This is a genomic window from Corynebacterium sp. HMSC30G07 (assembly GCF_001806945.1).
GTDB classification, from domain to species: Bacteria; Actinomycetota; Actinomycetes; order Mycobacteriales; family Mycobacteriaceae; genus Corynebacterium; species Corynebacterium riegelii.
This window is the reverse complement of the sequence record NZ_KV786442.1, coordinates 1-21198: the sequence shown is the minus strand read 5'-3', so window position 1 is coordinate 21198 and position 21198 is coordinate 1. Positions and strand designations below refer to the sequence as shown.

Genomic DNA, 21198 nt, shown 5'->3' with positions numbered 1-21198 from the left:
TCAGTTGCAGCGCTAGTGCAGGCCCGCCGGCAGCGGCACCGCCGCATCGACCGCCAACAGGAACCCGTACGCCGTACCCGAGGCGATGCCGATGATGTTCACGCTGCCATCCGGATTCACCGTGTACACCGGCGCGCCCGAGTCACCCTGCCACGCCAAGATCGCCACCGCGATCTCACCCGTATCCGGGTTCACGTTGAGCACGCGCCCGCAGGTGCGGGAGGTGCGCCCGCCGTCTTTGCACACCACGTCCCACTGCTTCACGCTGGTCACCGGCTGCCTTGAAACAACCGCACGGTTCGGGTGCACGCGCTGCGCGAACTGGCTCACCGCGTGATTCGCACCAAAAAACGGCAAGTCAACATAGCCGCCGCGCACCACGGAAGCGTTCACCGCGTCCCCCGGCAGGCGGAACCAGGCCACGTCCGTCAACGCACCGCCCAGGGTGTTATCGCCCTCGTATGTATAGCCAGAGTCACGAAGGTCCGAGAGCAACGTGCGCCCATCCACCGCGTATACCGCCACCGGACGCGCCCCACCAATCGGCGCCAAACAATGCCCCGCCGTCACCCCATACAGCGCCCCACCACGCTGCGCCACCGAATTCAACGTGCAACCATAACGCGCACCGTTCGAGTACTGGATGCGGATCACATCCCCTGGGTGCACCACCACCGAAGCAGACGCCGCCGGCGCCGCCAAGACAGAACCAACGGCCATAACAACAGCGACAACAGCGCCCGAAACGGAACGCGCAGCACGAAACACCATGCCGGTCATTCTAGCCAGCGCCCAGGCACGAAAAAGCCGCCGGGCCCGCTCCTCACAAGCGGGCCCCGCGGCCAAAATGCTGTTGTCGTGGATTGCGTTATGGGTGGTTCACGCAATCGTCGTCAAGCAAACTATGCTCCAACGACCTCGAAGTTAATCTTGCCTTCCACATCGTCGTGGAGAGCAACCTTCACCTGGAAACCGCCGGTCTTCTTCACAAGACCCTTCGGCACGGTGATGCGACGCTTGTCCAGCGACGGGCCACCAGCAGCCTTCACCGCATCAGCGATGTCAGCCGGGGTGACGGAGCCGAACAGCTTACCGTTCTCGGCGGTGCGAACAGCAACCTTCACGCCGGTCAGCTGGTCCAGCTGGTCACGCAGCTCCTTTGCGTGCTCCAGGTCGCGCACCTGGCGGTCAGCCTGGGCACGCTTGATGTCTGCAATCTGCTTCTCCGCGCCGCGGGTAGCCGGGATGGCCAGGCCGCGCGGCAGCAGGAGGTTACGGCCGTATCCGTCCTTGACCTCGACGATATCGCCGGGCTCACCAAGGTTCTCAACGGCAGCGGTGAGGATCAGTTTCATGAATCCTAACCTTCCTTCTGGTTGAAAAGTTTGAGTGTGGTTTTCGTAAAAAAGAAGCGTGTTTAGAACGGTGGCTCATCATCCATACCGCCGAACGAGTCGGACGACGGTGCGGAGTTCCACGGGTCATTCGCAGGCTGCTGCTGTTGCTGTTGCTGCGGCTGCTGCGAAAACTGCTGCGGCTGGGACTGCCCGAACCCGCCCTGGTTTTGCGCCGGGGCTTGCTGGTTCTGACGCTGGCCACCAAAGTTTCCGTTCCCGCCCTCACGCGTGGTCCGGGCAATTTTGGCGGTGGCGTACCTCAGGGACGGTCCAACCTCATCGACCTCGACCTCGAAGACAGTGCGGTTTTCACCCTCGCGGGTTTGGTAGGAGCGCTGCTTCAGGCGGCCCGTCACAATGACGCGCATGCCTTTGGTCAGGGTTTCGGCGACGTTCTCTGCCATTTGGCGCCAGCAGTTGCAGGTCAGAAACAGTGCATCGCCGTCTTCGAACTGGTTCGTGTCCCGGTTGTATGTACGCGGGGTGGACGCGATGCGGAAGTTTGCTACGGCAGCTCCGCTGGGGATGAACCGCAGCTCTGGGTCTGCAACGAGGTTGCCTACAACGGTGATTTGAGTATCGCCTTGAGCCATTTCCGTTTCCTTTGCTCTTACTTGTCTGTACGCAGCACCTTGGTGCGCAGCACGTTCTCGTTCAGGCTCAGGACGCGGTCGAGCTCTGCGACGGTGTCGGACTCGCACTCGAGGTTGAGCACCGCGTAGATGCCTTCTTCCTTCTTGTTGATCGGGTATGCAAGGCGCTGCTTGCCCCACACATCAACCTTTTCCACCTTGCCGCCATCCTTGCGGACGTTCTCGAGGAACTTGTCCAGGGACGGGGCGACGGTGCGCTCATCCTGCTGCGGATCGAGGATGATCATTACTTCGTAGTGACGCACGGACCTCATCACCTCCTATGGTCTTTGTTTTCTTCGGCCATCACCCTTGTGGCGATGGCAGGAGGGTCGCTTGGCGTCAAGCAACCTTGCTAGGGTACCCCAGATTCGGGGGTCCGCCAAAAGGGGCTTTTTGCTTATCGACGCCTACCTGCCCTCACGGTCACCCGCCGGGGTTCGGGGCTGCGCCGAAGACGGCGAGGGTAACAGGGATGACTGTCATGAAAAGAAACGCTGCGATGCCCAGGGTGATGGCGAGGGTGGTGCGTTTTTGCGTCGTGAAGTAAAAGGCTCCAAGGAACAGGATGAAGGCCACCGCGATGGACACGATGCCGGCGATGGTTGTGGCGTTAAGCATGGGCGGGCTCCTGCCAGTCGGTGGGGCGGGTAAGCAGCGGGTCGTGGCCGTTGTGTGCTTGGGCGACAATGTCGGGGCGACGGCCGAAGAGTTGCTGGACAACCAGCACCATGATGGTGATGATCAGCGCGTCACGGCAGATGATCACGATGTCGAGCACTTCGCCCGGCAGGCCCAGGTTGTCGGTGCCAAGCATGTGCCACATCAGTACCGGCCAGACCATCATGTCCACCGTCATCCACGTCAGCAGCAGTTTCCAGTGCGGCAGCGCGAGCACCGCTGGGACGATGAGCCAGATGGAGTACTGGGGGCTCCACACCTTGTTAAACAGCAGGAAGAAGCCGACGATGAGGCACAAAAGCTCCGCCACGCGCGGTTCTTTCGGGGCCTTGAGTCCCATGATCAGCACGGCCAGGCAGCCTGTTGCGAACAGCACGAACGTGACCGTGTTGAGGATGACGGGTGCGCCCTCGCCGGAGTCGAACCCAGCCCAGCCGAAGGTGCGCGAGATCACCGCGTAGATGGTGGTCCACTCCCAGCCGCGGTCCGTGTTGAGGCGGTTGAACTCGCCCCAGGCGTCCGCGTTGCGCAGGTAGACGGGCACGTTGATCACAAGCCAGGTGACAACGGTGGCGGCGAGCATCTTGCAAAACGGCACGAGGTTGCGCTTGCGAATGGTAATGGTCAGGTAGGCGCCCAGCACAAACAGCGGCCAAAGTTTGAACGAGGTGCCGGCGCCGATCAGGATTCCGGCCAGCCACCACTTCTTGTTGCGCGCCGCCAGAAGGGCTGCGACCAGGAAGAAGATGGACGGGATGTCCCAGTTGGTAAACGCGTGCATGATCAAAAGCGGCGAGCCGACCACAAGCAGGGTGTCCCAGATGCGGTTGCCGGCCAGTTCTGCCACCATGCGGGCGGTGCAGATCCAGATGATGGACAAAAACAGCACCGTCATCCAGAAATACCAGCCCACCTCGGGCAAAAACTTGCTGGCTACAAAGTAGGTGTTGCGGGAGATAAATGCGGTGAACTGCTGGAACAGGCCGGCCAGCACCGGGTATTCCATGTAGCGCGTCAGGCCGTCCTCAACCCAGGAGTAGTCATAGACAAAGCCGGGCTGGTCTAGGCCGCGCGCGCCGTAGAGCGGGACGATGTCGTTGTAGCAAAAGGACGTGAACTGGCGGTTGCCGTCCCAGTTCAGTTGCATCACGCCGTCATCATCCGGCTTGCCTAAAGAGCAGTTCGCCTTGGACAGGCCGCCTAACGTAAGGAACACGTAGGCCAGGGCGAAGATGGCGCGCAGCGGCGTCCAAAAGCGGGCGCGGCCGATTTGCGCGTAGCGGCCCATCGGTCCTCCGAGGTAGTCCACCCAGCCTTTAGCCAGCGGCTCTGTACGCCCGGGCTGGACGCGGTGCGTGGGATCCGGCCAGGTCTGGGTGGCGGTCATCTCGCTCCTTTATTGGAAGATGCTGTTGAGGTTATCCAATGCGTCACTAATCGCGTCGCTAATCGGCGGCGGGGGCGGCATCGGTGCCGGGGCGGGTACTGGCGCCGGTGCAGGTACTGGCTCGCCCGGTGCAGGTGCCTCCGGGTCCTCCGTCGGCTCCTCCTCAGACGGTGGCGTGGTGGTTGGCGTGTAGTAGTAGCTCGCGTCTCGGCCACCCAGGTTGGTGCCGCCGGAGTACGGCTTGACACCCCAGTAGACCGGGCTGGCGGTTGGGAAGGCCTCGAACTCTTCGTTCTGCAGCGCCTCATCCAGCACGCCCTTCCAGATCCTGGCTGGAGTGTTGGAGCCGAACATGTTGCCGCCCCACTCGTTGAAGATCGCGGTTGTGTTGTCCGCGGTACCAACCCACACAGCCACGGAAAGCTGTGGGGTGCCGCCGACCATCCAGGCGTCCTTATTCAAGCCGGTGTTGCCCAGTTGGGCGGTGCCGGTCTTGGCTGCGGCGGGGCGTCCGCCGGCGAGGGTGGCGTTGGAGTAGCCGACGACAGACTGCATGGCGTCGATCGTGTTGTCTGCTACCTGCTCTGCTACTCGACGCTCAGCGTACGTCTGATCCGCCTCATAGAGGACCTCACCGTTGCCGTCCACAATCTTCTGCACAAAGTGGGCCGGGTGGTACACACCGCGCTCCAGGAGCGTGCCTACTGCCGACGCCATATCCAACACCCGCGACTGGTACTGACCCAGCACAATGCCCTCATAGGGCTGGCCACCGTTTTCACGCAGGGTCACCGGAATGCCCGGGATGGAACGGGCAACGCCCAAGGCGTGCGCCATGTCAGCGGTGTCCTGCGTGGTGTTGTCCAGGTCATCCTGGATACGCAGGTACGCGGTGTTGGAGGAGGTACGCGTGGCTTCCTTGGCGGTGATCACGCCGCCGCCACCGCCGTCCCAGTTAGTCACCTGGATGCCGCCGGGCAGCATCACCGGGGAGGAATCAAAGGTATCCGTCAGCTTGATGCCCTGCTGCAGCGCAGAGGCAAGCGTGAAGATCTTGAACGTGGAGCCGGTCTGCAGACCAGCGTTGGCGTAGTCCCAACCGTTCGGCTCATCGCCGCCGTAGTAGCCCACCACGCCGCCGGTGGAAGGATCAATAGCCACCACGCCCGTGCGCGCGTCTTCCTGCAGGTTAGCCAGGTTGTTGCGCGCAACGCGCTCCACGATCTCCTGCGTCCTCGGGTCAATGGTGGTGGTGATCTGCAGACCGCGGTTGGTCAGGTCATCCTCCGTAATACCCAGGGACTCCAGCTCCGTGATCACCTGGTTCTTGATCAGGCCGTTCGGGCCGGTGGCCTCGGTGTACGGGGAGTAGGAGGCTGGGTCGCGCGTCTCCGGGTACTGCGCCGCGGCGCGCTCCTCTGGCGTGATCGCACCGGTTTCCACCATGCCGTCCATGACGTAGTTCCAGCGCGCGTTTGCGCCGTCCGGGTTGGTCCACGGATCCAGCTGGGACGGCAGCTGGATGGAGGCAGCCAGCACGGCGCCTTCCTCCAGCGTCAGCTCGCTGGCCGGCTTGCCAAAGAACGCGTTTGCCGCAGCCTGGATGCCGTAGGCGTTGCGGCCAAAATACACAGTGTTGAGGTACGCGTTGAGGATCTCCTCCTTACTCCAGGAGTTGGTCATCTTCACGGAGTAGACCAGCTCACGAGCCTTGCGCTCATAGGAGTGCTCGTTGCCCACAATCGCGTTCTTCACGTACTGCTGGGTGATGGTGGAGCCACCGCCAGCGCCAACGTTGCCGGTGATCTGACCGATCGCGGCACGGGCGAAGCCGGTAAAGGAGAAGCCGGAGTTCTCCCAAAAGTCACGGTCCTCTGCTGCGAGGACGGCGTTTTGGACGTGCACCGGCACGCTATCAAGCGGGATTTGCACGCGGTTGCCGTCCGGCGGCACCACGCGGGCAAGCTCCGTTGCGCCGTCACTGAAATAAATGTTGGAGATCTGCGCTGTTTCAATCTCGCCCGGCTCCGGAATGCGGGCTTCGGCATATTTGATGCCAAACCACGTTGCCGGGATTGCAGCCAACAGCACAAGAAACAGCAGTAGCGCTAGGAGCCATTGCCCCCAGCGCGTCTTGGGTTTCTTCGCCTTCTTCTCCACGTTCTCTGCCACAAAATGACACACTACCTTGGCAGCTGCGCTGTAACCTCTTTGAGCAGGAAGTTCCACTTACAAGATTCGCAGACCCCTACAAGATGCACAGTAATTGGGCCCACTTCCTCCACCAGACGGGCAATCTCGGCCTCATCTCTTGCGGTGCCGCTGCGCCGGCCCAGGTTGTCCCCGTAAACCCAGCGGACATAACGCAGGGCATCTTGCTTACAGACGGGGCATGCCACCTGTGCCTCAAACCCATGAAAACGTGCGGCTGTGATCAGGAGGTGGTCGGCGTCCAGGTAGGCGTCGGCAAGCAAAAGCCCCTGATGCAGATCCCTGAGTGTGGTGCGGCGCTGCCATTCGTGCGACAACTCGTTTGTGTAAACAATTTTTTTGCGTGTACCATCGTCGGAAAACTTTAGATTCTTCAACCTTTGGGAACCTCCATGTCCAACGAACAAGACGCTCTAGAGCTAGCCCGCCGCGTGCGCCCAGCCATGACAAAGCTCTACGTTAGCTACTTCCGCACCGCCGAGCACTCAGAGCTGACCGGCCCGCAGCTGTCCATCATGACCCGGATCGCCGAGCACGGACCGAGCCGCATTAGCCAGCTTGCCGACGCCGAGGGCGTGCGCATGCCAACCGCCTCCAACACCATCAACCAGCTAGAAAAACGAGGCCTGGTCCAGCGCACCCGCGCCGTGGAAGACCGCCGCGGCGTCAGCGTCGAACTCACCGAGCTGGGCATGCAAGAGCTCAAGCGTGTGGGCGAAGAGCGTACCCAGTCCCTCGCCGAGATGATCAGCACGCTGGATGAGAACCACCTCAAGCTGATCGAACAGGCCGCAGACGCCATCAACGCGCTTGCGGAAACCTACGCCGAGGCATCTTCTAAAAGGGACCTGGAGCACAGCTAAAGTAGTAACCGATGGTTGCTCGCTCATTTACCAAAGAACTAGCGGAACTCCCCGCTGACGGGAAGCCGCTACGCGTTGTCGTGGGGTGGGACGCGCAGAACACCGAAGCCATCGAATTCGCCGCATGGCTCGGCCGCTCACTGCCAGTCAAGGTCAAAGTGCTCTCCGCCGTTGAAGGCACCTGGAAAAAACCCTTGTCCGGCAAGAAATACAAGCGCTGGTTCCGCGACCGCGCCCAAGAGTTTGAACTGCAAGCCAAACGCGTACTCAAAGCGCACATTCCGCGCGATCAGTGGGCAAAAGACTTCGCCGAGCTGGCAGAGCGCACCGATGTTGCTGGGTCGCTATATTCATGCGCTGCGGATTTCTCGGCGAACATGATTGTGTTGGGCTCGCGCGTGAAAACGCAAAAAAGCAGATTCCGGCCCTCCTCTACTGCAGACGAGCTGATGCACTCCTCCCCCGTCCCCCTCGGGCTCGCGCCGCGTGGGGTGAAGCTGTCGCGCAAAGGCATCACGCGCATTACGTACGCGCTTATCGAGTCCTCAAAATCCGCACAACCACGCGACGAAGGCCGCTTCTCCGGTCTGCCCTACGCCGCCACCCTCGCCTGCGTCCTGGGTGTGCCGCTGCGCATCATCGCCTTTTCACCCCAGGAGCAAACCGACGACCTCTCCCTGGCCGCCGAGTGGAACGAATCCACCCTCGGGCTTTTGGATCGGGCGCGCGACCAGGCGTACGGCGTGGCGTCTGCAATGGGGCCGACCTGCGCCGACAACTTTGACGTCCACGCTTTTGTAGCCAGCGGCAAAGGCTGGAAGCGCTCCATCGACTCCGTGAAATGGAAGAAAGGCGACCTACTGTGCATGGGATCGCAGCCTTCCGACCAGCTCAAGCGCGTGTTTGTTGGCTCTCGCGAAGGCGAGTTCATCCGGTTTGCGCCCGTGCCAGTGATCATCCACCCACGAGGAGTGAAGTAGCCAATGAATATGGACAAGGGCAGAGATCAAGGCTGGGATCACCCGGAAAATGACCTACACGGCGGCCAAGACCGCTTCTCCCGCGTACGCCCAGCCCCGCGCGACTTTGATGAGCTAGCCGACGAGCCGGACCCGCTGGAAGTGGCGCGGCGCAACAGCGCGTCTACCCGCCAAGCACTCTGGTACGCGCTGACAACCGTGGGCGTCACACTTGGGTTCGCGCTTTTGCTGGGTCTGGTTGGGCGGGTCGCCGGCGGGCCACTATGCGATGCCGGCGAAGCCACCTGGCTGTGCAGCCAAAGCTGGCGCACCTGGTGGGCAGTACTCACCTCCATCCCACCCGTTGCGATGCTCCTCGGCTGCGCCGTGATCATGGTGCGCAAACTCAACCGCTACGAACGCTGGATGCCGTGGATGGGCGTGTTCTGGCTGCCGCTGGTGCCGTTCACCATGGTCTGGCTGATCATCACCGTTGGCATGCTAGCCCGGGATTTCGCCGGGTAGGTTTTTGGGGTTTGGGGGGTTTGGTAGTGGCTCCGCCCGGGGCGCGGGCCCGCTGAAAAATCTGACCTCGCTAATTTGTTCGAAGCGCTATGGCCTGGGCCTTTGCTGAGGAGCCCCGGGCGCCTCGTCACATTTGTCAGGGAGGTCAGCAGCGCTACCGTAGCAATTCCCGGAGGAGGTGCCACCACCTGGGCGTTTAGGGGCCAGAATGCAGTAATTCCGAAATTACTTCATCGACGACGCCGTGTGATGAGCGCTCCGCCGGCCATGAGACACAGCATCGCAATGGCTACGGGAAGCATGACGCTCGCACCGGTTGAAGCGAGGCTGCCACCGCTACCGCCACCGCCCACTGACGCTGCCTGCGCTGTTGTGGACTGGGTGGTTGCCGACTGTGCACTTGTGCGCTGGGTTGTCGTGGACTGGGTTGTTGACCTGGTTGTTGTGGGCTTGGTGGTTGTGGACTGGGTGGATGTCTTGGGGGTTGTTGAGGATGTTGTTGGCTGGGTTGGCTGGGTTGGCTTGGTTGTGCCCGACGGGGAAGGCGAAGGTGCCGGGGAAGGCGCGGGAGAGCTGGGCGCGGGAGAACCGGGCGCTGGGGAACCCGGCGCGGGCTCAGGCTCAGTAGTGGCGTTGCCGACCAGGTATGTGATCGTGGACCACTCGGTGACGGCTTTGCCCTGCGGGTCAACCGCACGCATGTCCATGGTGTACGTGCCGGGTTTGGTGAACACCCAGTCGGCGTGAATGTGGAAAGGACCCTCGCTCACGCCGGAAATGGTGTGCGTTCCGGTGGAGCTGGCCAGTGTGCGTTCCGGAACCCCGAGGGAGGGAATGTGCCCGGCCCACCATGCGCCGCCCTTCGGGGTGGAGCGTGGGCGGACTTCCACATTGACGCCGGCTGGGTACTGCTCGGCGACTCGGAACGTATCCCAGCCAGGCCAGATACTGTCACGGTCCAGCATGAGTGGGAGGTGGTAAATGCTCGCACCACGCTCAACGATGCCGGTAAAGGAAAGCGAATCTGCAATAGCGTCGGTAGCTGTCACTTTCCGGTTGTCCTTCACCCGCAGGACCACGGTTTCGGGGACGTGGTGTTGGTCGTCGGTGTTGATGAGGAGGTGCGGGGTGGCGTCGATAAGCTTGGGCCCAAAATCGATGTGACCTGTGGTGATCTCCTTGATGGTGTCCGGCTTGGCATCGGGGGCGACGACAAAACGCAGCACTTCCTGCTGGGATGGCGTGCCACCCTTCTCCGCAACCCACACGCCGATCTCGTACGTGCCCGGTTTGCTGAACGCCCACGAAACATGCATGTGCTCCGGGCCTTCAGTGGTGTACGCGCGGGTGGAATCGCTACCGGCTAGGCGGTCTTGCGGGGAGGTTTGGTTGCCGCGGAACGCGATCCACTTGCCGCCCTCCGGCGCGCTGAGCGGAGTGAAGGTGAACGTGTAATCCTTCTTCGTTTGCGCGTATGCGTGCTCACTGCTCAGTCCGGGCCAAACCACGCCTGACCGTTGGGTTTCCGGGAGGATGTAGGCAATGGTGCCTTTCTCGGCGAAACCCTCGATGCTCTCGGGCAGGGTCGTGCTCACCTGGGAGGGGACGGTGAAGTAGACGTCGTTGGGACGTCGCCACACGGCGCCGCGCTGGTGGAGGTTCGTCTCATCCTTGATGCGCAGGTGGAGCACGTCGTTGTCGTAGTACGGCGCGATGTCAACGTGCCCGGAGCTCAAGTTCAGAGGCTGGCCCTCGGAGGGGGCCGGTTCGGAGGGGGCCGTGGGCGCAGGCTCGGAAGGAGCGGGCTCCGAGGGCGCAGTAGGAGCGGACGGCACAGGCTCGGACGGCTCCGTTGGCTGCGAGGAAGGCACCTCGCTCCCCCCGCCGCCGAGACGCACTGTCGTTCCCGGGATCGGGGCGTACGCATCGGTGTGGGGAACGCTGACAAGGGCGGCGTCCGCAGCGTTGGAACGAGACTCCGGGATGAAGCGGAGGAGGAGTTGGTAGTTGGGGCGTTGGCAGCCGTCGATAAGCTGCTTGCTCTTCCTGCTGCCTGGGGCGGAGGTGAAGTCCACTTCACAGTCGGCGATGGCATCGCGCGGCATAGTGTCAAGTGGGCCGTCGTCCATTCTGTAGAAGCCGCCGGTGACGCGCAGTGTTGTGCGGGGATCGGCGGGTTCGACGGTGATGTCGATGTTGCGCATGTCTTCGCCGTAAACCGCGGAGGTGCTCACGGTGACGTCGGGGCTGGTAAGCGTCAGGGGGGCAGTGTCGAACGCGGGGATGGGCTCCATGCTTGGCGACGGCAAAACCCCCGCACCCTCCCCAGTCGCGGTTTTGGGGTCGCCGGTGCGGAAGCGCAGCGGTGCAGACACCCAGCGTGGCGTGGGCGAGGATGCGCTGGGGATGTAGACGGCTTGGAGGTCGGAGGTGTCGTGGCCGAGCATCTCATCCCACGTGGCGGTGCCGCCGGTAACTTCGCGCTCGGCGAGGTAGAAGCCGTTGATGAAGAACTGGACGTGGCCGGCGTCGTTGGGGTTGCCGGTTTCAAAGGTCAGCGTGCTCAGGACGCCTTGCTCCGCGCCTTTCGTCGACGCGGTGGAAGGCGCAATGCTGAATGTCGGTGTGCCGGTGCCGATGCTCGGCGCGGCGTTATACGCTGCAACGATGTCCGTGATCGTGCGCTGGGCAGGATCGGTGCCGCCTACCTGCCAGGTCAGCGCTTGGGGCGCGGAGTGGATAAAAGAACCGTCCTTCATCCGCGCGGTTGCCCGGTAGGTGACTTGGTAGAGGCCGGGGCGTGTGAACGTCGTGGAGTTGTGAGTGTGGGTGCCGGCGTTGACCCAGGTTGAGCGGAATCCCGGGTCGTGGGAGGACCACAGGCGCGTTAGCGGATAGGTCTCATCGCTGTAGTTGAACAGCTCCATCTTGCCCGGGCCGGAAAAACCAACGATTTCCATGTTGAAGGACTCCGCCCGGAATTGATCCGTGGGCAGATCCGCAGCCGCACCGAAGCCAGCCCAGATGGGCATGGTGTTTTTGGGGAAGCCGTGGGCGGGTCCTCCGAAGTACATGAGGTGGCCCGGTTCGACGCCGAGGAAGTTGAAGCGCGGGTCATCGGGGACTCGCCAAGCGTAGGCGCCAAGCCCGCCATCGGCGCGCCCGCGGCTGACCCAGTTCACGGTGTTTTCAATGGGGACGAGCCCGGCGCTGTTGGACATGAGCCGGAAGTTGCCGTCCTCCCACACCGCGTGGGGAGAATCCACGTGCGTTTGGGTGCGCACTATTTTGCCGTCGGTGGTTGCGGACTCGGCGAGGGTCAGAGGCGCGCCGATGAACAAGAGGGTCAGAGTGGCGACAAGCGCCGGGAAACGTGTGCGCAACAGGATGCTCTCCCGCAGTTAATGAAAATGAATGTCATTTAGATTAACTAGGCGCCTGCGGAAGAGCAATAGCAGAGGTCGGCAGCGCTGCCGTAGCAATCCCGGGAGTACGTGCCACCACCTGGGCGTTTAGGGGCCGGAATGCAGTAATTCGGAAATTACTGCAGCCCCGGGCGACTCTATTTCTGAGCGCACTCCCCACACACCGGATTCGCCTCACGGCACGCCGCGCATGAGAGGTACTGGTGGCGGCACTCGGGCTCGTTGGCGCAGTTGTAGAAGTCATTGGTGGCTTCGCCGCAGTGCACGCAGTGGCCGAGCTGGACAAAATTCGGGTCGCCCGGCGCGCCGAACTCGGTGTGCATGCGCTTGTCAAAGACGTACAGCGAGCCCTCCCAAAGGCCCTGGTTGCCGTACTTTTCGCCGTAGCGGACGATGCCGCCGTCGATTTGGTAGACCTCTTCAAACCCGCGGTTTTTCATCAACGGCGTCAACACTTCGCAGCGGATGCCGCCGGTGCAGTAGGCGATGACGGGTTTGTCCTTCATCCAGTCATACTTGCCGCTTTCCAGCTCACGGATGAAGTCATGGGTGGTTTCCACATCGGGCACGACGGCGTTTTTAAACTTGCCAATCTCGGCTTCGCGCGCATTGCGGCCGTCAAAGAACACCACGTCTGGGTTGTTCGCCACCAGCTCATTGACCTGCTCAGGTGTCAGGTGCGTGCCGCCGCCGACCACACCCTTGTCATCCACCTGCAGCTCATCGGGCGCGCCGAAGGCCACGATCTCCTCGCGAGCCTTCACGCTAAGCTTGGGAAAATCCGCCGCGGAGCCTTCGGACCATTTGAACTCAATGCCGCGGAAGTATTCCTTGGTTTTGCGGGCGTAGGCCTTGCACGCGTCAATGTCGCCGCCGACGGTGCCGTTGATGCCGTGTTTGGAAATGAGGATCCTGCCGGTCAGCCCGAGGCCTTCGCACAGGTCACGCTGCCAGAGGCGTACCGCCTCAGGGTCTGCAATCGGCTGGAACTTGTAGTACAGCAGGATCTTTCCGGTCATGCCCGAAAGTCTAGGCCAGAGGTATAGGCCCATACCTAACGCAGGTACCTAACGCTTGTGGTAAAGCGCCTTCTTCCAGTACTGCGGCTCCGAGGTCACCAGCACCCCGAGGGAGCGGAAGATCCCTTCGTCGACGGAGCCGAGGATGGTGGTGGTGTGGGCGTCGCAACCCTGCAGGTACTTCAGGTGCTCCAGGGCGGCAGCCGCCTGCGGGTCGGTGGACGCGGACACAGACAGCGCGATCAGGACCTCATCGGTGTGCAGGCGCGGGTTGACGGAACCTAGGTGGCGCGTCTTCAACGACTGGATCGGCTCAATCGCCTCGGGCGCAAGCAGGTGGACGTCATCCGGAATCCCCGCCAAAGACTTCAGCGCGTTGAGCAGCACCGCAGCCGAGGGCCCCAACAGGTCAGAGGTCTTACCGGTAACAACCTCGCCGCTCGGCAGCTCAAGCGCCGCACCCGGGCTGCCGGTTGCCTCAGCAATCTCAAGCGCCGGGCCCACCACCACACGATCCGCCGTGGTCACGTTCGCCTTGCGCATCACGTTGAGTACGCGGTCGGAGACGGTGGAGTCTTCATCGTTGCGTCGTTCAGCAACAAGCGCATGGTAGTAACGCCGAATGATCTCCTGCTCAGAGGCGTGGCGGCACGCAGCATCATCACTCATGCACAGCCCAGCCATGTTCACGCCCATGTCAGTCGGCGACTTGTAGGGCTCCGTCCCCGTCGCCTCTTTCAGCAGGGTGCGCAACAGCGGGAAGACCTCAATGTCACGGTTGTAGCTGGTGGCCTGCTTGCCGTACGCGTCCAGGTGGTACTGGTCGATCACGTTGATGTCATCCAGGTCCGCCGTGGCCGCCTCATAGGCCAGGTTCACCGGGTGCGACAGCGGCAGGTTCCAGATCGGGAACGTCTCAAACTTGGCGTAACCAGCGTTAATGCCGCGCTTGTGCTCGTGGTACACCTGGCTCAAACACGTGGCCAGCTTGCCGGAGCCCGGGCCCGGCGCGGTCATCACAATCAGATCCCGCGACGTCTCCACGTACTCGTTGCGGCCAAAGCCTTGATCACTGACCACTACGGCGGTGTCGTTCGGATACCCGCTAATAGTGAAATGGCGCGACACCTTCAAACCCAGGCGCTCCAGGCGCGAAATGAACGCCTCCACATGCTGGTTGTGGCCCTCCAGCTGCGTCACCACGACATTTTCGGCGAGGAAGCCGCGGTTCCGGAAAACGTCGATAAGCCGAAGCACCTCGTCCTCATAGGTGATGCCGAGGTCGGCGCGAACCTTTTGGCGCACAACATCGCCCGCGTTGAAGCAGACGACAATCTCCACCTCATCTTTGATGCGGTCCAGCATGGCGATCTTGTTATCCGGAGTAAACCCAGGCAACACGCGCGACGCATGATGGTCATCAAAGAGCTTGCCGCCCATCTCCAGGTAGAGCTTGCCGCCGATTTCTTTACGACGAGCACTGATGTGCTCCGACTGCAGCTGGATGTACTTCTCGCGGTCAAAACCCACTGTGTACGGCATGCGCGCAATCCTACCGCGCCAACTACGCTTACACCGCATGGAGCACTTCACCTGGACAGTTGCGCAAATCCTTGAGGCGGAGCGGCGGCTGCGCACCCACACTGAAGACCCGGAGGCGATGATGCGGGAGGCAGCTGATGCGGTGGCGGAGGCGGCGTCGGTGATGCTCGCACCGCGCGAGCCCGTGCTCATCCTCGCAGGTCCCGGCGGCAATGGCGGCGATGGGCTCTATGCCGGCGCGACGCTTGCCGCCGGCGGCCACCCGGTGGATGCGCTGCTCACCGCCGGTCGCGCGCACCAGCCGGCCCTCGATGCGTTTGTTGCCGCCGGCGGCCGGGTCATCTCTGCGCTGGACAGGCCGTGGGAGTACAGCCTGCTTATCGACGCAATAACCGGCCTCTCCGCCCGCCCCGGCCTCGATGAGTCCCTGCGCCCACTTGTGGAAGACGTGGCTGAACTACCCACGCTTGCCGTAGACCTGCCGTCCGGCGTGGAGGCGGACACCGGCTTGGCGGGTGAGCTGCACATCACCGCGGATGCCACGATCACTTTCGGCGGTTGGCGGCGCGCCCACGTCCTCCACCCCGCCTGCGGCACCCAACTGCTCGCCGACATCCGCCTTGGCCAGCACAGCCTTGCGCTGGAGCTTGAGGCGATGTCCGACGACGGCGAGCTCGGCGACACCATGATGCTGTTTGCCTCCCGCGCCGTGTCAGGTGAGCCCTTGCCGGAGGCGTTCCCTGACGAGTTCGCCGTGTTGGAACCCTTCGACGTCGCCCCCGTCACGCCCGGCCCGTCTTCGGACAAGTACACCGGCGGCGTTGTTGGCGTTGTCGCAGGCAGCGCGGAGTTCCCGGGCGCGGCGGTGTTGAGCTGTCTCGGCGCCGTCAACGCCACCCCAGGCATGGTCCGTTACGTGGGCACGCAAGCAGCCGAGGTGGTGCGCGCGATGCCGGAGGTTGTCGCCGTGGAGCGCCTCGAAGACTGCGGCCGCGTCCAGGCCTGGGTCTTCGGCCCCGGCAGCACCTCCGAAGCCGACCTGCGCTGGCTGCTCGCCCGCCCGGAGCCTTTGCTTATCGACGCCACCGGCACCACCCTCCTCGCCTCCTCCCCCACCCTGCGCGATCTCCTTGTTTCACGCTCCGCCCCGACGGTGCTCACGCCGCATGATGGCGAGTTCGCCCGCCTCCACGACGCGGTCTTCGCCGGCGCGGCCGGTGCTTCGGCCGGCCCTGGCACTGCCGCTAGTGCCGCCGGCGCGGGTGCCGCTAGTGCCGCCGGCGCGGGTGCCTCGCGCCTTGAGGAAACCCTCGCGCTGGCGAAGGCGCTGCGCTGCACGGTCGTGCGCAAGGGCCGAGTCACGATCATCGCGGACCACACCGCCGCCAGCCCCTCCACCGGCCCTGCGACTGGCACCACAGACACCGCCGCTACCAACGCAGGCACCACAGGCTGGGACTACGCGTACGCGGTTGACGCCGGCCACTCCTGGGCGGCCACGCCTGGCTCCGGCGACGTGCTCAGCGGCCTGATGGGCGCGCGCCTTGCGCTCGCCGCAGCCGAGGCCCCGCTCGACATTCCCGCCGACGAGGTCGCCGCACAGTCCGTGGTTGTCCACGCGGTTGCCGCAAGTCTTGCCGCTCGCACGCCGTATGGGAACGCGACGGCCCCGGCGAGCCGCATCGCAACGTTCGTGCGCGACGCCACCGCCTGCCTCACCTAGCCCGACACACCTGGCCCGACACCCAGCCCGACACCCAGCCCGACACACCCAGCCCGACACACCCAGCCCGACCGCCGTTCTGGGGATAGGTGCTTTCGCCAAGGCTCGCGCTTTTTGTGAGTAGATGCTCGGTCAGAGGGTCGGGTTTTAGAAACTTAAGGCTGTGACCGAGCATCTATTCACTTTTTTGCAGAGGCTCGGCGGAAGCACCTATCCGCACCCTGCCCAGCGCCCCCAGCGCCACACCTACCCGCACTGACTTCCTGCAGGTGGCGGTGAAGCACTACGGTTAGGGGAGCATAAGCTAGAGCAACACCTAACAACACCGAAGCCAGGAGTAACAGAAGCGATGCGCATCGCAGTGCTATTTAAAGAGGTGCCGGACACGTACGGCGAACGCGAACTGAATTTAGAGACGGGTTTGGCTGTTCGCACTGGTGACAACGTTGCGGACGAGGCGGTGGAGCGCGCCGTGGAGGCCGCGCTGACTATCGCTGAGGCCACCGGTGGTGAGGTGGAGTTGTTATCGGTGGCGCCGGCGTCGGCAGACGCGAGCATTAGGAAAGGCATCGCGATGGGCGCCGAAAACGCCCACATTGTTAGCGACGACTCCCTGATCGGCGCGGACTTTACGCTGACGGCGGAGGTGTTGGCGGCGTTGGTGCGTCGTGAAGAATATGACCTTGTGGTAGCCGGAAACGTGTCCAGTGACGGTGCGGGCGGCGTGATCCCGACCATGGTGGCGGAGCTGCTGGATTGGCCGGCGCTGACCAACCTGACAAAGGTGGAGGTCGCCGGCTCCACGGTCACCGCGACGCGCGCGAGCGACGGCGCCACGATGGAACTCACCGCCGAGCTGCCTGCCGTAATTTCGGTGACGGACGCGTTCCCGGACGCGCGCTTCCCCAACTTCAAGGGCCTGATGGCCGCGAAGAAAAAGGAACTGGACACGCTGACGTTGGCGGATCTGGGGATTGACGCGAATGATTTCGCCCCGGCGCGCGCGATTGTGGTTGAGGCGAGCCAGCGTCCGCCGCGTGAGGCGGGCACGCTGATTCATGACGACGGCACCGCCGCCACCCAAATCGCCGACTTCCTGGCCGAGAAGAAGTTCATCTAAAGGAGACGCACCATGACAGACGCTATGACACAGCCAGTTCTTGTTGTTATTGACTCCCTTGAGACAGCTGCGGAGCTTCTTGGCGCGGCAAGTGAGATCGGCACGCCGGTCGCGCTGACCGCCAGTGAGGAGATCGCCGGCCAGCTGGGTGAGCTTGGCGCGGCGAAGGTGCTGGTAGCGAGCCTGCCGGAGGACGTGCTGAGCATCCCGCTTGCCGACGCCACCGTAGCCGCCATCACCGCCACCAACCCAGCAGCGATCCTCTTTGCCAACAACGTGGAGGGCCGCGACGCCGCCGCGCGCGTGGCGGTGCGTGAGAAGCGCGCCCTGCTTTCAGACGTCACGTCTATCCGCCGCGACGACCAAGGCGTGATCACCGACCACTCCGTCTTCGGCGGCAACTACCTCACCGTTGGCGCGGCGACGCATAGTGCGCCGGTGGTGACGGTGCGTCAGGGGGGCGTCGAAAAGCAAGCAAAGCCCCAGGCAGCCGAGGTGGAGACGCTGGAGGTTGAGCTGACCGGCAGGCGTGCGGCGACGGTGGTGTCGCGCACCGCGGTGACCGACGAGTCGGCGCGACCGCCGCTGCGCACCGCGGACCGCGTGGTCACCGGTGGTGCGGCGACGGGTTCGGCCGAGCAGTTCGAGGAGCTCGTCGGCGGGCTGGCGGATGCGCTGGGTGCCGCGGTTGGTGCGACGCGTGTGGCCGTGGACAACGGGTACATCTCCAACGATCACCAGGTTGGCCAGACCGGTGTGCTGGTGTCGCCGCAGCTTTACATCGCGCTTGGCGTTTCCGGCGCGATCCAGCACCTGGTGGGCATGCAGACCGCGGACACGATTGTGGCTGTGAATACGGATGCGGATTCGCCGATTTTTGAGGTCGCGGATTTCGGCGTCGTCGGCGACATCTTTGAGGTTGTGCCGCAGCTCATCGCCGCAATCAACGAACGTAAGGCGTAAATGTGAGCATTTCTTTACGACGCGGCCTGCCCCGTGTTGCAGGCGGCGAACCCTGGCCACCCGCCGACGCCGTCGGGCCGGCGCTCCCTGAACCTGCCGCTGCTTCGGTTGCTGGCGTTGGCGTTGCTGCTGGCGTTTCAGCTGGCGTTGCTCCGGCCGCTGGCGCTGGTGACGTTGGTGCTGCTGCGGTTGGTGACGTTGGTGCTGGCGTTTCGGTTGCTGGTGTTGGTGACGTTGGTGCTGCTGGCGTTTCAGCTGGCGTGGCCACGATGAACGTGGCGCTGCGCCGCGGACTCCCGCGTGTCGCCGGTGGTCCCGCGTGGCCGGAGGCCGACTCCGCCCAGGTCCCCGTGCGCACGTACCGCGAAAACGCTCTTGCGCCCGCTGCCGCGCTGGCCGAAACTGCCGCGGAACCGGCTGCGGCGTTGGAAACCGTGGCGCTGCGCCGCGGGCTCCCCCGCGTTGCCGGTGGACCCGCGTGGCCGGAAGCGGATTCTGCACAGGTCCCCGTGCGCGTGTACGCCGCTGCACCAGTCGCGGAACCGGCACCGGAAGCCGCTGCGGAACCGGCTGCAGAGCCAGTTGCGGAGACGCAGCCAGCGCCAGCTGCAGCAGCCCCGGCAGCCGCAGCTGCACCAGCCGCGCCCAAGAAGCTTGGGTGGCTGTGGTGGCTGGTTGGCGCTGTTGTGCTTGGCGTGGTGGCCGTTGTCGTTGCTCGAATGGTGTTGGGTACGGGGTGGGGGCAGGGGTTCGTCGATAAGCATCCTGGCACTCAGCCGCTTCCAGACGACGCACCCGTCGGCTTCCCAGCCTGGCTGAGCTGGGCGCACTTCTTCAACATGTTCCTGATGGTGCTGATCGTGCGCACCGGGCTGCAGGTGCGCAACGAACGCAAACCCGAAGGATACTGGGCGCCGAGGTGGGCGCCGAGCAAGAAGATCAGCCTCACGCTGTGGCTGCACCAGGCGCTCGACGTGCTGTGGGTGATCAACGGGCTGGTCTTCTACATCCTGCTGTTTGCCACCGGGCATTGGGTGCGGATTGTGCCCACAAGCTGGGACGTTATCCCGAACGCGGTGTCCGCCGGGCTGCAATACCTGTCGCTGGACTGGCCGCTGGAAAACGGCTGGGTCCACTACAACGCGCTGCAGGAGCTGGCGTACTTTGCCACCGTGTTCATCGCGTCGCCGTTGGCCATCCTGTCGGGCCTGCGTATGAGCAGCTTCTGGTCCGAAAAGTGGACGCGTGCGGGCAAGGTTTTGTCGGCGCCGCTGGCGCGCAAGATCCACTTCCCGGTGATGATCTACTTCCTGGTGTTCATCGTGGTGCACGTGGGCCTGGTGCTGGCCACCGGGTTCCGACGCAACATGGCCGGCATGTTCGCCGGCCGCGGCAGCGTCGACCCCTCCGCCTACGCCACCGACTGGACCGGCGTGTGGGTGTTCCTCGGCGCGGTTGCGGTGATTGCCGTGGCGTGGTTCCTAGCAAGGCCGCGGTTTATCGCGCCTGTTGCGGGGGCGACGGGCAAGGTCAGCAGCCGCTAGTTTGTGCGGCTTTTGCGGTTGGCCAGCCAGGTCATCCCCGCCCACACCAGCGGGATGCCCGGCGCGACCACCAGCAGATAATACGGCCACGGGCCGAACAGGTTCAGCAGGCTCCAGCCGCGCGGGTGGCGCGCCACAAACATGTAGTTGCCGCCCGTGATCTTGTTCATCACCTGCGCAAACCCCGCCCACGCGAACGTGATGGCGGTAACGATGCGCCAGTCTTTCCAGGACGGCCGGTAGCCAAACGCGAACGTCAATACGGTTGGCACCACCAGCGCCGCCGTGTGGAAAAACCAGTACGCAAACTCCTGCAGCCCCGGGTAGCGCTGCACGTATGCCATGTCCGGCGTGAGCAGCGCCATCGGATTGAGCAGGAATCCCCAGTAGAAGGAGAGGGCTTGGGGCAGGGGGGCGTCGGTAAGCAGAGCGATCGGCGTGACCACCCGCAGGGCATCAGTGACATGGAACGGCGCCGTCTCATCCCACACAATGCGATCCGGGTGCAAAACCCACAGGTAGTACGCGGTAACGCAGATACCCAGGACCGCCCCGGCGACCTTGCGCGCCGCCTTGCGCTTGTTGCGCGGCAGCCTCCGCGCCGCCACAACCAGCACCCCACACAACACAATCACAAACACGAGCACGCCTGCGTGACGACGATCAAACTGCCCAATATTCCCATACGTCTCCCCATTCCGGGACGTCCAATCCGGCGGCGTATACGGAATGGACGGCGGCAGCAGAGGCGGCATCGCGCGTCGCGCTTCGCAGGCGTTGTGCGCCTCGTGCGCTTTGTGCGCTTGGGCGTTGTGCGCTTGGGCGTTGTGCGCTTGGGCGTGTTGCGCTTGGGCGTTGTGCGCCTCGTGCGCTTGGGCGTGTCGCGCCTCGTGCGCTTGGGCGTGTCGCGCTTCGTGCGCTTGGGCGTTTGTCCCTGCGTTTGGCGGTGGGTTTGAGCCGGTGTTTGGGCCCGGGTTTGGTGTTGCGTCTGGCACAAGGCGTGATCGTAGCCGACTCGCCGCCGCTCCCCTGCCCTGACGTCGCTTGTTGCATGCTTGCGTGTGCGTTTGCGTTTGCGTGTGCCTGCGCATGCTTGCGAGCGCGCGCCTGCGAGCGCGTCCACCTTGGCCCTGCGCGCCATCGGCTAAACCCCGAACACAACACTACGGATAAATACCCAAAACACGGTCTATCCGTACTCTTCCGT

At 63.6% G+C, this 21198-nt stretch carries 19 protein-coding genes; 7 read left to right on the top strand and 12 right to left on the bottom strand.

The window, feature by feature from the left end; translation table 11 throughout:
* Positions 1–12: 12 nt before the first annotated feature.
* The 8 genes from HMPREF3104_RS00200 to HMPREF3104_RS00165 form a co-directional block, all read right to left on the bottom strand.
* The gene (locus HMPREF3104_RS00200; protein ID WP_141738057.1) at positions 13–771 is read right to left on the bottom strand and encodes a chymotrypsin family serine protease; all 759 of its coding nucleotides are present in this window, start codon (positions 769–771) and stop codon (positions 13–15) included.
* 131 nt (positions 772–902) lie between these two features.
* Positions 903–1355 carry a 50S ribosomal protein L9 gene (rplI, locus tag HMPREF3104_RS00195; protein ID WP_070493021.1) on the bottom strand — a complete coding sequence of 151 codons (453 nt, stop codon included), beginning with the start codon at positions 1353–1355 and terminating at the stop codon, positions 903–905.
* A gap of 62 nt (positions 1356–1417) precedes the next feature.
* The gene (locus tag HMPREF3104_RS00190; protein ID WP_052205769.1) at positions 1418–1990 is read right to left on the bottom strand and encodes a single-stranded DNA-binding protein; all 573 of its coding nucleotides are present in this window, start codon (positions 1988–1990) and stop codon (positions 1418–1420) included.
* A gap of 17 nt (positions 1991–2007) precedes the next feature.
* A complete protein-coding gene (rpsF, locus tag HMPREF3104_RS00185; RefSeq protein ID WP_180950555.1) occupies positions 2008–2295 on the bottom strand; it encodes a 30S ribosomal protein S6 in 288 nt (95 codons plus the stop codon).
* 160 nt (positions 2296–2455) lie between these two features.
* Positions 2456–2650 (bottom strand): hypothetical protein, encoded by a 195-nt coding sequence (locus HMPREF3104_RS00180; protein ID WP_070493018.1) that lies wholly within the window; start codon positions 2648–2650, stop codon positions 2456–2458.
* Positions 2643–4097 carry a glycosyltransferase family 87 protein gene (locus HMPREF3104_RS00175; RefSeq protein ID WP_070493015.1) on the bottom strand — a complete coding sequence of 485 codons (1455 nt, stop codon included), beginning with the start codon at positions 4095–4097 and terminating at the stop codon, positions 2643–2645. The genes HMPREF3104_RS00180 and HMPREF3104_RS00175 overlap by 8 nt, the downstream gene beginning before the upstream one ends.
* A gap of 9 nt (positions 4098–4106) precedes the next feature.
* The gene (locus HMPREF3104_RS00170) at positions 4107–6269 is read right to left on the bottom strand and encodes a transglycosylase domain-containing protein (protein WP_246816269.1); all 2163 of its coding nucleotides are present in this window, start codon (positions 6267–6269) and stop codon (positions 4107–4109) included.
* Positions 6270–6280: 11 nt separating this feature from the next.
* Positions 6281–6685, bottom strand: a complete 405-nt coding sequence (locus HMPREF3104_RS00165) for a DUF5318 family protein (RefSeq protein WP_246816268.1) — start codon at positions 6683–6685, stop codon at positions 6281–6283.
* Between the two features lie 15 nt (positions 6686–6700).
* Here HMPREF3104_RS00165 and HMPREF3104_RS00160 point away from each other — a divergent pair, with 15 nt between their 5' ends.
* Genes HMPREF3104_RS00160 through HMPREF3104_RS00150 form a run of 3 tightly spaced genes read left to right on the top strand, consistent with a single transcriptional unit; the run spans position 6701 to position 8655 of the window.
* Positions 6701–7171 (top strand): MarR family winged helix-turn-helix transcriptional regulator, encoded by a 471-nt coding sequence (locus HMPREF3104_RS00160; protein ID WP_070493010.1) that lies wholly within the window; start codon positions 6701–6703, stop codon positions 7169–7171.
* An 11-nt stretch (positions 7172–7182) separates the two neighbouring features.
* Positions 7183–8151 (top strand): universal stress protein, encoded by a 969-nt coding sequence (locus HMPREF3104_RS00155; RefSeq protein WP_070493007.1) that lies wholly within the window; start codon positions 7183–7185, stop codon positions 8149–8151.
* A 3-nt stretch (positions 8152–8154) separates the two neighbouring features.
* A complete protein-coding gene (locus tag HMPREF3104_RS00150; protein ID WP_168156332.1) occupies positions 8155–8655 on the top strand; it encodes a hypothetical protein in 501 nt (166 codons plus the stop codon).
* 230 nt (positions 8656–8885) lie between these two features.
* On the opposite strand, the gene HMPREF3104_RS00145 is transcribed toward HMPREF3104_RS00150, so the two are convergent.
* The 3 genes from HMPREF3104_RS00145 to HMPREF3104_RS00135 all read right to left on the bottom strand — a co-directional run bounded on the left by HMPREF3104_RS00145 (position 8886) and on the right by HMPREF3104_RS00135 (position 14641).
* A complete protein-coding gene (locus tag HMPREF3104_RS00145) occupies positions 8886–12038 on the bottom strand; it encodes a choice-of-anchor M domain-containing protein (protein WP_246816267.1) in 3153 nt (1050 codons plus the stop codon).
* A 179-nt stretch (positions 12039–12217) separates the two neighbouring features.
* Entirely contained in the window at positions 12218–13099 is an 882-nt protein-coding gene (locus HMPREF3104_RS00140; RefSeq protein WP_052205760.1) for an oxygen-dependent tRNA uridine(34) hydroxylase TrhO, read from the bottom strand.
* Between the two features lie 48 nt (positions 13100–13147).
* Positions 13148–14641 carry a DUF1846 domain-containing protein gene (locus HMPREF3104_RS00135; protein ID WP_070492996.1) on the bottom strand — a complete coding sequence of 498 codons (1494 nt, stop codon included), beginning with the start codon at positions 14639–14641 and terminating at the stop codon, positions 13148–13150.
* Positions 14642–14678: 37 nt separating this feature from the next.
* On the opposite strand from HMPREF3104_RS00135, the gene HMPREF3104_RS00130 reads away from it, so the two are divergent.
* The 4 genes from HMPREF3104_RS00130 to HMPREF3104_RS00115 all read left to right on the top strand — a co-directional run bounded on the left by HMPREF3104_RS00130 (position 14679) and on the right by HMPREF3104_RS00115 (position 19991).
* Positions 14679–16364 (top strand): bifunctional ADP-dependent NAD(P)H-hydrate dehydratase/NAD(P)H-hydrate epimerase, encoded by a 1686-nt coding sequence (locus HMPREF3104_RS00130; protein WP_070492993.1) that lies wholly within the window; start codon positions 14679–14681, stop codon positions 16362–16364.
* A gap of 349 nt (positions 16365–16713) precedes the next feature.
* Positions 16714–17484, top strand: a complete 771-nt coding sequence (locus tag HMPREF3104_RS00125; protein ID WP_070492990.1) for an electron transfer flavoprotein subunit beta/FixA family protein — start codon at positions 16714–16716, stop codon at positions 17482–17484.
* Positions 17485–17496: 12 nt separating this feature from the next.
* Entirely contained in the window at positions 17497–18447 is a 951-nt protein-coding gene (locus tag HMPREF3104_RS00120) for an electron transfer flavoprotein subunit alpha/FixB family protein (protein ID WP_070492987.1), read from the top strand.
* 2 nt (positions 18448–18449) lie between these two features.
* Complete coding sequence (locus HMPREF3104_RS00115) at positions 18450–19991, top strand: cytochrome b/b6 domain-containing protein (RefSeq protein WP_070492984.1); 1542 nt, start codon at positions 18450–18452, stop codon at positions 19989–19991.
* Here the strand turns inward: HMPREF3104_RS00115 and HMPREF3104_RS00110 are convergent.
* On the bottom strand, positions 19988–20986 hold the full coding sequence (locus HMPREF3104_RS00110) for a YwaF family protein (protein WP_246816266.1): 999 nt from the start codon (positions 20984–20986) through the stop codon (positions 19988–19990). The two genes, HMPREF3104_RS00115 and HMPREF3104_RS00110, sit on opposite strands and share 4 nt — an antisense overlap.
* Positions 20987–21198 lie beyond the last annotated feature (212 nt).